10 protein-coding genes and 1 other RNA gene are annotated in these 11,600 nt (G+C 59.7%); 8 read left to right on the forward strand and 3 right to left on the reverse strand.

What is annotated here, in order from left to right:
* Window positions 1-210: 210 nt before the first annotated feature.
* Both alsS and budA read right to left on the reverse strand, forming a co-directional pair.
* Window positions 211-1,893, reverse strand: coding sequence for an acetolactate synthase AlsS (alsS, locus tag ASO19_RS00075; RefSeq protein WP_043559859.1), 1,683 nt, complete (start codon window positions 1,891-1,893; stop codon window positions 211-213).
* A gap of 84 nt (window positions 1,894-1,977) precedes the next feature.
* Window positions 1,978-2,709 carry an acetolactate decarboxylase gene (gene budA, locus ASO19_RS00080; protein WP_043559857.1) on the reverse strand — a complete coding sequence of 244 codons (732 nt, stop codon included), beginning with the start codon at window positions 2,707-2,709 and terminating at the stop codon, window positions 1,978-1,980.
* A 99-nt stretch (window positions 2,710-2,808) separates the two neighbouring features.
* Here budA and ASO19_RS00085 point away from each other — a divergent pair, with 99 nt between their 5' ends.
* Entirely contained in the window at window positions 2,809-3,717 is a 909-nt protein-coding gene (locus tag ASO19_RS00085; protein ID WP_043559855.1) for a LysR family transcriptional regulator, read from the forward strand.
* A 93-nt stretch (window positions 3,718-3,810) separates the two neighbouring features.
* On the opposite strand, the gene ASO19_RS00090 is transcribed toward ASO19_RS00085, so the two are convergent.
* Entirely contained in the window at window positions 3,811-4,077 is a 267-nt protein-coding gene (locus ASO19_RS00090) for a DUF2312 domain-containing protein (protein ID WP_043559853.1), read from the reverse strand.
* 410 nt (window positions 4,078-4,487) lie between these two features.
* Here ASO19_RS00090 and zwf point away from each other — a divergent pair, with 410 nt between their 5' ends.
* The 7 genes from zwf to ASO19_RS00125 all read left to right on the forward strand — a co-directional run bounded on the left by zwf (window position 4,488) and on the right by ASO19_RS00125 (window position 11,570).
* The gene (gene zwf / locus ASO19_RS00095) at window positions 4,488-5,960 is read left to right on the forward strand and encodes a glucose-6-phosphate dehydrogenase (RefSeq protein ID WP_043561077.1); all 1,473 of its coding nucleotides are present in this window, start codon (window positions 4,488-4,490) and stop codon (window positions 5,958-5,960) included.
* A gap of 124 nt (window positions 5,961-6,084) precedes the next feature.
* A complete protein-coding gene (locus ASO19_RS00100; protein WP_043559850.1) occupies window positions 6,085-6,540 on the forward strand; it encodes a hypothetical protein in 456 nt (151 codons plus the stop codon).
* A 60-nt stretch (window positions 6,541-6,600) separates the two neighbouring features.
* Window positions 6,601-7,007, forward strand: an RNA gene (rnpB, locus tag ASO19_RS00105) — RNase P RNA component class A.
* Window positions 7,008-7,365: 358 nt separating this feature from the next.
* Complete coding sequence (gene mraZ / locus ASO19_RS00110) at window positions 7,366-7,842, forward strand: division/cell wall cluster transcriptional repressor MraZ (RefSeq protein WP_043561075.1); 477 nt, start codon at window positions 7,366-7,368, stop codon at window positions 7,840-7,842.
* Window positions 7,843-7,868: 26 nt separating this feature from the next.
* Entirely contained in the window at window positions 7,869-8,813 is a 945-nt protein-coding gene (gene rsmH, locus ASO19_RS00115) for a 16S rRNA (cytosine(1402)-N(4))-methyltransferase RsmH (protein WP_103765171.1), read from the forward strand.
* Window positions 8,810-9,574, forward strand: coding sequence for a cell division protein FtsL (gene ftsL / locus ASO19_RS00120; RefSeq protein WP_103765145.1), 765 nt, complete (start codon window positions 8,810-8,812; stop codon window positions 9,572-9,574). The genes rsmH and ftsL overlap by 4 nt, the downstream gene beginning before the upstream one ends.
* 55 nt (window positions 9,575-9,629) lie before the next feature.
* Window positions 9,630-11,570 (forward strand): peptidoglycan D,D-transpeptidase FtsI family protein, encoded by a 1,941-nt coding sequence (locus ASO19_RS00125; protein WP_081847748.1) that lies wholly within the window; start codon window positions 9,630-9,632, stop codon window positions 11,568-11,570.
* Window positions 11,571-11,600 lie beyond the last annotated feature (30 nt).

The raw sequence follows: 11,600 nt of genomic DNA on the forward strand, positions 1-11,600 counted from the left end.
TGGGTGATTATAAAAAAATATCACCAACTCAACAATAAAACAAAACGTGACTGACAATCTCTACTGCAAAAAATCTCATTTAAATAGAAGAAATACAATTTTTTAAATGATACTTATTATCAATTAATTGGATAACCCTCAGAAAAAAGGGGCGTCCATGACGCCCCTCTCCTCATCCACCCTTCTGCTTCAGCAGAAGTGCGAGCTATCTTATTTGCTCAGCTCCGGCAGAGGGTTCATCAGGGCCGGGTTGTCGGCATAATCAACCGGCACGGCGATGACCACCGGTCCCTGCGTTTCCATTCCTTCACGCAGGGCAGCCTTCAGGCTGTCCACACTATTGACGTTGATGCCCTTGGCGCCAAAAGAACGGGCAAAAGCAGCAAAGTCGATCGGGCCAAAGGCCACGGCAGCATCACGCCCGTACTTCTTCTCTTCCTGAATACGGACCATGTTGAAGTGCTGGTCCACCCAGATGATGTGGATCAGGTTGCTCTTCAGGCGAACGGCGGTCTCAAGGTCCATGGAGGACATCATGAAGCTGCCGTCACCGGAGACGGAGATGACCTTCTGGGCCGGATTCACGATGCTGGCAGACATGGCCCATGGAAGAGCCACGCCCATCGTCTGCTGGCCATTGCTGATCAGCATCTGGCGGGCACGGAAGACCTCAAGGAAACGGGCATGCCAGATGTGGAAGGACCCCATGTCCAGACAGATCGTGATGTCCTGCGCCACGAAATCTTCCATCACCTTGATGATCTCAAGCGGATGGAGCATCCCCTGCTGGGTGCTCTTGGCCTTGGCAAAGGCAGATTTCTGGGAGGCACGATAGACCTCCAGAATCTTGTCCAGCGCAGCGCCGGATGTCAGGGCGCCTGTCTCCCTGGTCAGGTGCTGCACGCTCAGGGCGATGGAGCCGATCAGCTCGATCTCGGGATTGAAAGCATTGTCCAGCTGGGCCGGAACAACATCGATATTGATGATCGGGCGGGCTGATTTCCTGTTCCACAGGCACGGATCATATTCGATCGGGTTGTAACCGATGGCCACGACCAGATCAGCCTCATCCAGCAGGTAATCACCATACTGGTTGTGGAAGAGACCGACACGGCCACCGAAACGGGAGACCAGATCCTTGGAAACAGCGCCAGCAGCCTGATAGGTACCAACAACCGGAAGGTTCGTCTGCTTGACGAAAGCACGGATGGCCTCGGCATTCTCCGGCTTGCTGGCCTTCATGCCCAGCAGGACGACCGGCTTCTTGGCCTTCTTCAGGGCAGCGGCAGCCTCCTTGATGACGTCTTCCGGTGCAGGACCGGCCTTGACGGCATTACGGTTGCCCATCACCGGATAATCTTCCGTGATCTCGGAATTCAGGACATCCATCGGTACGCTGACGAACACGCCACCCTGCCGGGGGCTCTCAGCCGCACGGAACGCATTGCCGATGACCTCCGACGTGGCCGCTGGAGCACCGATCTCGGCGCTGTACTTCGTCACCGGGCGCAGCATGCTGACCGTATCCATGCTCTGATGGGTCAGCTTCAGCAGGTCGGCACGACCGACAGCTCCACCGATCGTCAGTACCGGGTCACCTTCGGACGTTGCCGTGGCCAGACCCGTTGCCAGATTGGACACACCCGGGCCTGATGTGGCAATGGCCACACCAGCCCGCCCCGTGATGCGGCCGATACCTCCGGCCATGAAGACGGCATTCTGCTCATGCCGGGCAACGATCGTACGAATGGGAGAGTCTTCCAGCGCCTCGAAAAGACGGTCGATCTTGGCACCCGGAATACCAACAATGTGGTCAACGCCATGAGCCTCAAGATTGCGGACGATCAGATCGGCGGCTGTCTGTGCGGCCTTGTGAGATTTTTTCTGTGTCATGATGTTTTTTCCTGATCATGCCCGCCCTGAAAATACCAGACGGGCCGTGTAATCATAATGTGACCGAAGAGAGCGACCGGCCCCTCAGCCACCCTCTGCCGTGCGGATGGCCTCATGCAGGCCAGCGGGCTGAAGGTCTGCCTTGGCAAATTCTTCCGTCTTCGGCAGAGAAATCTCCAGATCGGACATGCGGGCAACTTCCAGCTTGCCGGATTTCACACGATAGTTCGTCACATGGCCGCCATGCTTGCGGTCATCGCTGAGAACATGGAGGTGATACCCTGCCACATTGATCCCCTGCATGTAGGGCGGCGTACGGAAACCCAGCATCACCCCGCTAATCTCTCCCATGCTGAAGGTAGGCTGCTTGGCCACCACTTCCAGCATCCCCGGATAGGGCTTGTGCTGGCAGAAAACGGTCCGGGTATCGACCTTCTCGAACTCACCCGTAAAACGGACAGCCCCGAAAAGATTGGGATTGTCGATCAGCCCGTCGACAAGCTCCTCGAACTCCTCTTTACCCATCGGCCGGTCGATGGTGACCGTCTTTTCCGGCTCGAAATAGGTCACACAGGCGAAAGGCGTTTTCATGTCCGCTGTCGTACCGGAGGCAATCCCCTCGGAGCGGAACTGGCGGACCTCACCTTCCGTCACAATCATTTCGCCATCCAGGGCATCAAACGTCCCCAGGCCGAAATCACCATGCTGGACCAGCTCACCCAACGTCATTTCACCATCGTAAACAGCGTCCAGCAGAGCTGCCATCGTGGATGTCTGGAAAAGACGGTTTGGCTTTACACCTGAAGGTCGAGTCATATTGCCCCCTGTGTTGTGAATGGTCCTTTCTGTAAGGCAGGAGATGAATTCAGACAAATATATAGTTCCCATTGTCTCCATACATTTTATATATGGGTCATGGATATCCGACATTTCCGCTATTTCGTCACCATCGCCGAAACCGGCAACATCACCAAAGCGGCTGAAAAACTGGGCATGGAACAGCCACCACTCAGCCAGCAGATACGTCGCCTGGAGAGCTCTCTGGGCGTGTCACTCTTTCGCCGCCAGCCTCGTGGGGTAAGCCTGACAGAAGCCGGGCTGACCCTCCTGCCCCATGCACGGCTGATCCTCGACCTGCGCCGCCAGTTCATTGAAGATGCCCACGGGCTGGCCCAGGGCAAGAAAGGCCACCTCCGCATCGGGCTGGCCGGAGCCGTACCGCTGCTGCCCAGCATCCCCTTTGCCATCCGGCAGTTCAGCACAATTGCACCGGGCGTGACCCTGTCCCTGGAAGAAAGCAATACTCCCGCCCTCTGCGAAGCCCTGCTCTCCTACCGCATGGACATCACGATCCTGCGCCCTCCCGTGCCAGATCAGGCCAACGTGAAGGTCATCCCCCTGCTGGATGAGCCGACATTGATCGCCCTGCCCAAAGGCCACCCCTTCACCAGCCTGCCGGAAATACATCTCAGCCGCCTGGCGGCGGAACCACTCATCATCTTCCCCCGTGAGCTGGGGCCAGGCTTCTTCGATGCCATCCTGGCGGCCTACCGGGACGCCGGTGTTACCCCATCCCTCGGGCAACAGGCCCCCCAGATTGCCGGGACCATCCCACTTGTGGCTGCCGGGCTGGGGGTCTCCATCGTTCCCCAGTCGCTCCACCAGCTCCATACAGGCGGCGTGACCTTCCACAGGATCGCCCGCCCCGCCCCTCATGCCACGCTGGCCATCGGCATACGGACGGGGGAGCAGCCACCGCTCATCCATCACTTCATCACCGTCCTCCAGCAGGCCTGCAAAACCCATCTGACGCTCCCCGACTGACCATCAGACACGCAAAAAAAGCCTTCCCCCTCTGGCCCCAGGAACCAGAAGGGAAAGGCTCTCTTTTCTCCATACGTCAGAGACGTGATCTGCTTACATGCCCAGCGCACGGCGGTAGATGTCCAGCAGGGTCTCCTGCTCCTCCACCTCGGCAGGCTCCTGCTTGCGCAGCTTGATCAGCTGTTTGATGACCTTGACATCAAACCCGGCCGATTTTGCCTCCGTGAACACATCGCGGATGTCAGACCCAAGTGCCTTGCGCTCTTCTTCCAGACGTTCGACACGGTCAATAATGGACCGCAGACGATCAACCGCAATGCCGCCTGTCACGGCACCTTCATCACCATTTCCCATATCCATACACCATACTCCTCAAATCTGCCCGGATGCCGGTTCTTCTGGGCGGCTTATCGCTCCCTCATGGCCGTGGTCAATACCATCCAGCGGAAAGGCACTTCCCCTTCCCGCCCATATGAATGACAGACAGCCCATATTCACTGCCAGAAAAGCCACAAAGACGGAAAAACGCAAATGTGAACATGCCATTACATAAGGCCCAATCCCCTGCCGTCACGTCCTTCCGCAGCATCCTGCCATCTGCCGCCCTGCCTGCATGACCTGAAGCACGCCCCCGCTCCCGGCCGCTCTTCCATCCATCCTGTTATGGCTTGAACGGGACATCGGACAGGCTCTAAAAGGAGGTCAGAAACAAGACCGGAGGCAGACTGATGCCTCACCCGAGTTTCCAGACAGAAAAGGTACGCCTCACCATGGCCCACTCTCAGCAGACCGCACCGTTTGACTACGTCATCTTCGGCGCCACGGGCGATCTGACGATGCGCAAACTGCTTCCAGCTCTCTACAACCAGCTCCGCATCGGACATGTTCCAGAAGAAGCCCGCATCATCGGGACTGCCCGCTCCTCACTGTCCCGCGAGGACTACATCACCCGTGCCCGTGAGGCTCTGGAAACCTTCCTCCCCGCCCAGCACAGGGATGAGGCGCTGATCGAGCGTTTCCTCAAGAAAATTCATTACGTCACGCTGGACGGCACGAAGAGCGACCATAACTGGGATGAGCTGAAGGCCGTTCTGGACCAGTCACCGGCCGACCGCATCCGTGTCTTCTATTATTCCACAGCCCCGCAGCTCTTCGAGGCCATCAGCGAAAACCTCCACCGTTTCGGTTTCATCACCCCGCACTCCCGTGTCGTGCTGGAAAAACCAATCGGTACAGACAGTGCCTCCGCCAGAGCCATCAATGACGGTGTGAGCCGCTTCTTCGAAGAAGGGCAGATTTTCCGCATCGACCATTATCTGGGCAAGGAAACCGTGCAGGACATCATCGCCCTGCGCTTTGCCAACCCGCTCTTCAGCGCCGTCTGGTCTGCCGAGCACATCCAGAGCATCCAGATCACCGCCGCCGAGACCGTGGGCGTGGAAGGCCGTGCTGCCTATTACGACACATCCGGGGCCCTGCGGGACATGATCCAGAACCATCTGCTCCAGGTCCTCAGCCTCTGCGCCATGGAAGCCCCGGCTGACCTTGAGGCAGATACTGTCCGTGATGCCAAGGTGAACGTTCTGAAGGCCCTGCGTCCCATCCCGGAGGACAAGGTGGCCAGCGAGACGGTCCGTGCCCAGTACGTCAAAGGGGACATGAACGGCAAACCCGTTCCGGGCTATCTGGAAGAGCTGGGCGAAGACAGCCACACCGAGACCTACGCCGTCATGCGGGCCTATGTCGATACACCACGCTGGAAAGATGTTCCTTTCTACATCCGCACAGCCAAGCGTTCGACCAAAAAGGTGAGCGAAGTCGTGGTGACGTTCCGGAAGTCTGCTTCCGCCCTGTTTGGCACCTCTGCCGCCACCAACCGCCTGGTCATCCGCCTCCAGCCGGATGAAGGTTTCGGGCTGGCCCTGAACATCAAGAACCCTTCTGCCGCCGGGTTTGAGCTTCAGCACGGCACCATGTCCGGCAAATTCGCTCCGGCCGATGGCTCCCTCATTCCGGATTCCTACGAGCGCCTCATGCTGGATGCCGTCCGTGGCTATCCGGCCCTCTTCATCCGTCGTGATGAAGTGGAAGCCGCATGGGCATGGGTCGAACCGACACTGAAAACATGGGCCGCCAACAAGGTTCCGATGGCCCATTACGCCGCCGGGTCCTACGGGCCGGAAGAAGCACGCCGCTTCATCGCCACGACGGGCGATGCCTGGCACGAGGACATGGCAGACTGATCCTCCCCGGATCAGGACCGGCCTATCCGCATACGGCTTCACAGACCGCCCTGCCCCTGCCGGCAGGGCGGTTTTGCCTGTTCAGGCATCGCAGTCTCCACCATGACCACGGGGCAGACCCATCATGACCGAACCAACCACCCCTCCCCGTCTCGGCCGCCGCCGCCCGAGGCCACCCCGCTCCCTGAAGCAGCACATCATCCGACGGCTTGTCGTGCTGGTCCCGACCTTCCTGCTCATGTTCCTGTTCGTCAGGACTGGTGTGCTGGACAACCTCTATGACCAGTTCACCTTCAGCAAGCTGAGCTGGTTCGATAATACCGCCCTTGTCGAACATCTGCGGACCATCATCACCCGCAAGGGGCTGACCCCTCTGCCCCGGCGCTGCCTTGTCATGGTCGTCAATGGTGATGGCAGTGTGAACACCCCCACGATCGACGTCCTGGGACGGCATGGGAATGGCTGCCCCGGCGACACGCCATCAGCAGAGCTTCTCTTCCATGTCCGGGTAGACCGTGCTGGCCAGAGCATCATGACCGACGCCGGTTCACCTGACATGTATCATCCCCTCACCCCCTGAACGGCCCTCCCTGCCACCGCCGCTTGACCCGCCACACGGCAAGCGGCATAACGCCCCCAGCCAGATGGTCGGGCGATCGCTGTGTCCCCTGCGGGACATGGAGGAAAGTCCGGGCTCCACAGGAAGACGGTGCCGGCTAACGGCCGGCGGGGGTGACCCCAGGGACAGTGCCACAGAAACAGTACCGTCCGCCGGTTTTCTCCCCGTCATGGTGGGAAAATGCGGACAAGGGTGAAACGGTGCGGTAAGAGCGCACCGCGCGGCTGGCAACAGCGGCGGTCATGGTAAACCCCACCGGGAGCAAGACCGAATAGGAATGACGGGCCACATCCGTGGCTGAGGGGTCCTGCCCTGTCATTCGGGTTGGTTGCGTGAGGTGTGTTGCAAAACACATCCCAGAGGAATGATCGCCCCGCCTCACCATGTATGAGGCAGGACAGAACCCGGCTTACAGACCATCTGGCCCCTTACATTACTGCAAGCCCCCCAGAAAACGGCATCTGGATACTGCAACCAGAGCCTTCATGACGCTCCGACACACAAGGCTGACGTACAGGGCCAAGCCTCTTCACTGCCATCCTCTTCCAGCCATTCTGCCCACCTGCCCCGCTTCCATGGTGGCAATGAAGAATATACCAATTATTTACTTTATTAACAAAAAGACACCCCTGCCCATATCTACACAATAAAACCGCATCCCTGTGCCATTTTTTATAATAAAACTTTGACGTCCCATAAAATCCCATGATACCCCATGAAATCCCACTATGAAGGTGCGGACATGTGTCCACCATGGCAGGCAGGGAAGGAGGGACATTGCAGACCATGACCATGTTTCTCGGTACCCATGCCAGCCGTGTTGATGCCAAAGGACGCATTTCCATTCCCTCACCATTCCGGAATGCCCTGCGGGAACAGGCCCGCCCCGGAGAGGCCCTGATGATCATCAGGCCATCCCACCTTCATGACTGCCTGGAATGCTGGTCCGCCTCTGCCTTTTTCGCTTTTTCCGGCGCTCTTGATGAGTATGACCCCTTCTCGGCCGACCATGATGACCTGGCGACCAGCCTCTATGCCGATGCCTACCCGCTGGACTGCGACAGGGAAGGCCGTGTCAGCCTCCCCCGCTCCCTGAAAGACCATGCCGGACTGGAAGATGATGTCAGCTTCATGGGGCTGGGGCGTGTTTTCCAGATATGGAATCCCAGCCTTGCCGAAGAACGCCGCAGGCAGGCTCGCAGCCGCACACGGGAACTCGGCCAGCGTAAACGCTCCGAAAACAGGGAGAAGACCGCACCGTGACCCACGCCCATCAGATTGCTGAGGACATGCAGCGGGAGGGACACTTCCCTGTCATGCTGCCAGAAGTGCTGGACACACTGGCCCCGCAGGATGGAGGCGTGTATCTGGATGGCACCTTCGGCGGGGGTGGCTACAGCCGGGCCCTGCTCCGCTCGGCCTCCTGCACTGTCCATGCGATTGACCGTGACCCCGATGCCATAAAACGCGGGCAGCCCCTCGTGGCAGCCTCGGAGGGGCGGCTGCATCTCCACCAGGGAACCTTCAGCGCCATGAAAGAGCTGGCCGGTCATCATGGTCCCTTCAATGGGATCGTGCTGGATCTCGGCGTGTCCTCCTTCCAGCTGGATCAGGAAGAGCGGGGATTTTCCTTCCGTCATGATGGCCCGCTGGACATGCGCATGAGCATCGATGGCCTGAGTGCGGCGGATATCGTCAATGGTGAGAAAGAGCAGGCTCTCGCCGACATCCTCTACCATTATGGAGAAGAACGCCGCTCCCGCCGTGTCGCCCGGGCCATCATCGAGGCCCGCCAGAGCGGCCCGATCCAGACGACGGGGCAGCTGGCCGACATCATCCGCAAAGCCGTCCCGAAAGAACGTCCCAATTTCGACCCTGCTACCCGCAGTTTCCAGGCGATCCGCATTGCCGTGAATGATGAGCTGGGCGAACTGGAACGTACGCTGGAAACCGCACCGGGCCTCCTCGCACCGGGCGGCATCTTCTGCATCGTGACCTTCCATTCGCTGGAGGACCGCATGACGAAACGGGCCCTCGCCCGGCTGGCTGGCCGCATGGCTGGTCCATCCCGTCATACCCCTCTTGCCATGCAGCAGACAGAAGCCCCGTCTTTTGAACTCCTGCATATACGGCCCCGTACACCGTCCGATCAGGAACTGAATCTCAACCCCCGCTCCCGCAGCGCACGCCTGCGTGCCCTGCGACGCCTTCCCGCTCATGGAGCTTCCGCATGATCCGTTTTGTCACCCTGCTCTGTGCCGTCATGGCGGCTGGTTCCGGCCTCTTCCTCTACACGAAGAAGCATGAAACCCTCGTACTAAACCAGGATATCAGGAAAACCATTGAAGATACCCGCCGCATCCAGCAGCAGACAGCCATTCTGCGCACCCAGTGGGCCCTGCTGAACCAGCCGGACCGGCTCAGCGCCCTGGCGCAGCGGGTTCTGCCGGAGATGAGCCAGGTCGACCCCACGCAGTTCGTGCAGCTGGCAGACCTGCGGAAGCGTCTTCCCGCCATTGATCATCGCATCATCCCCATGGCCCCGGGCCGGGGACAGGCCCAGAGAGAGCTGGCATCCCTCACGGCCCCGGCACATCAGGCCATGGCGGCGCCTGCCACAACGCCCCGGCCAGTACGTGATGTCGTGGCCAGTACCGACCACGCAGAACGCAGACCCTCCCATCCTCGCATCCACAAGGATGACACGGGTGAAGCAGACCGCCAGCTTGAGCGAAGCCTGGCACTCCTGAGCGGGTCGGATGGAGACGCCATGCCCCGGCATCGTCTCCATGCCCCGACGGATAGTGCGACGGGCCAGACCCGCAGGAAGGCCCATGCCGTGCCCGACCATTCCCGCAGCGAACCCACGGAGGATGCGGCCTGGCACCCTGTCCACCAGTCTGCCAAGCACGGCCACATGGGCGGAATCCACACAGTCTCGGCCCCGGCAGACGAGCCTGCCCCCCTTCCGCCCCCTGTTCCTCTGACAGACTGACCCTCTGGCGGCTTCCGCCTGTGTTCCTTCCTTTCCTATGCCGAGCCCGCGCCCCATGGCCTCCAGACCGTCCCGCAAGACCAACCAGCCTGGATCAGACCATAAGGACGGGCCACCCGGAAAGCCGTCCCTGTTGAGACGTCTGTGGGCCCGATGGGACGAACGCAGACGAAACCCCATGAGCTGGCTGGAAAAAAGCCGCAACAGGCTGGTCTATCTCGGCATGGGTTTCCTGTTCCTTTATGGTGGCGTGGCCGTAAAGGCGCTGTTTGCAACCATTCTGGCCCCCATGGCCCCTCTGCCCAACCAGGTCGGCAGCACCATACCGGACATCCCCCATCCGGACCCCAAAGCCATGGCAGGCAATGGGTTCGTCCTGCCCAACATCAGACGGGCCAGCATCGTGGACCGGAATGGGCAGCCTCTGGCACTGTCGCTGCCTGTCGTGCAGGTCTATGCCAATCCCATGGAAATCATCGAGCCTGAAGATGTTGCCCGAAGCCTCCATACGATCCTGCCCAACCTCAACATGGCAGAGACCATCCGCCGCCTGAAACAGAAAAAACAGTTCGTCTACCTCGCCCGCAACATCGCCCCGACAGACGAGCTGGCCATCAACAATCTTGGCATCCCCGGCATCTATTTCGAAAATGGCGAGCAGCGCCATTATCCTCTGGGGAACGTGGCAGCGCAGATCCTTGGTAGCGTTGACATTGACAATCATGGCATTGCCGGGGTGGAAAAATTCTTCAACCAGCGCCTTCTGGGAGACCATGCACCGCTCCGTCTTTCCATCGATGCCCGCGTGCAGGCTGCCGTGCGGGACGAGCTGAATGACGCCAAGCTGCGTTTCCGGGCCATAGGGGCTTCCGCCATCCTGATGGACGTCCATACCGGGGAAATCCTGGCCATGGTCAGTCTCCCCGATTATGACGCCAACGATTTTGCCCATGCGGCAGACGATGCCCGATTCAACCGGGCCGTTACCGGCATGTATGAACCAGGGTCCACCTTCAAACTTCAGACAGCCGCCATGGCGTTGGAGCTTGGCGTGGCCCACCCCTGGGACCAGTTCTCCACCATTCCCATCCATGTCGGCCGCTTCAAGATTTCCGACCTCAAGACGGACCACTTCGCCCCATGGCTGGCGCTGCCCTCTGTCATGGCCTATTCCTCCAACCCGGCCTCAGCCCATATCGCCCTGGATGTCGGGCGGGATCGCCAGCATGAATGGCTGAAAAACATGGGATTTCTGGACCGTGTTCCCGTTGAGCTGCCCGAGGCAGGACGCCCGCTGGTCCCGTCCCTCAAGAATTGGGGCGAAACCACGGTCATGACGGTCGGCTTTGGCCATGGCGTGGCAGAATCGCCGCTGGCCATTGTCCGCGGGACCGCCTGTACCGGCAACGGGGGGTATCTTGTCACACCCACCCTGCTGGCCCGTGAGCATCTCAATGATGATGTCGTCATGGCGGAAGAGCAGAAGGGGCCGCATCTGATCTCCACCAAGAATTCAGAGCTGCTCCGCCGAATCCTGCGCCTCGTCGTTACCAAGGGCATCGGGAAAAAAGCGGAAAGCCCCGGCTACATCGTTGGTGGAAAGACCGGGACGGCAGAAAAGATCGGCGCCCACGGGGGGTATCTGAAACATGTCAACATCACGGCCTTTACAGGCATGTTCCCTATGAATGATCCCAAATATGCCCTTTATGTCATGCTGGATGCCCCACAAGGGACGGCAGAAACACATGGCTGGACGACTGCTGGCTGGATTGCTGCTCCGACATTTTCCAGAATCGTGACACGCACCGCCCCCATGCTGGGCCTCTTCCCGCTGGAGCCGACCAAAGCCCAGCAGGTTGACGACCAGCTCGCCCTGTCTCTCTCTCCGCCCGTCCCCCCCGGTGTCCGCCATCCACTCGGCCCGGGCAATGACCCCGGGGCTGTCACCGTCAACCGACTGGCCACCAAACACGGGGCCCATCACAGCCACTGAACCCTCACCGCCCCTTCTCAAAGGTCTCCG

The sequence above is a fragment of the Parasaccharibacter apium genome (assembly GCF_002917995.1).
GTDB classification, from domain to species: domain Bacteria; phylum Pseudomonadota; class Alphaproteobacteria; order Acetobacterales; family Acetobacteraceae; genus Bombella; species Bombella apis.

Bases quoted from the DNA above. Each gene is read 5' to 3' on its own strand.
- alsS (WP_043559859.1), bottom strand. From the start codon at position 1,893: ATGACACAGAAAAAATCTCACAAGGCCGCACAGACAGCCGCCGATCTG.
- budA (WP_043559857.1), bottom strand. From the start codon at position 2,709: ATGACTCGACCTTCAGGTGTAAAGCCAAACCGTCTTTTCCAGACATCC.
- ASO19_RS00085 (WP_043559855.1), top strand. From the start codon at position 2,809: ATGGATATCCGACATTTCCGCTATTTCGTCACCATCGCCGAAACCGGC.
- ASO19_RS00090 (WP_043559853.1), bottom strand. From the start codon at position 4,077: ATGGATATGGGAAATGGTGATGAAGGTGCCGTGACAGGCGGCATTGCG.
- zwf (WP_043561077.1), top strand. From the start codon at position 4,488: ATGGCCCACTCTCAGCAGACCGCACCGTTTGACTACGTCATCTTCGGC.
- ASO19_RS00100 (WP_043559850.1), top strand. From the start codon at position 6,085: ATGACCGAACCAACCACCCCTCCCCGTCTCGGCCGCCGCCGCCCGAGG.
- mraZ (WP_043561075.1), top strand. From the start codon at position 7,366: ATGACCATGTTTCTCGGTACCCATGCCAGCCGTGTTGATGCCAAAGGA.
- rsmH (WP_103765171.1), top strand. From the start codon at position 7,869: ATGCAGCGGGAGGGACACTTCCCTGTCATGCTGCCAGAAGTGCTGGAC.
- ftsL (WP_103765145.1), top strand. From the start codon at position 8,810: ATGATCCGTTTTGTCACCCTGCTCTGTGCCGTCATGGCGGCTGGTTCC.
- ASO19_RS00125 (WP_081847748.1), top strand. From the start codon at position 9,630: ATGGCCTCCAGACCGTCCCGCAAGACCAACCAGCCTGGATCAGACCAT.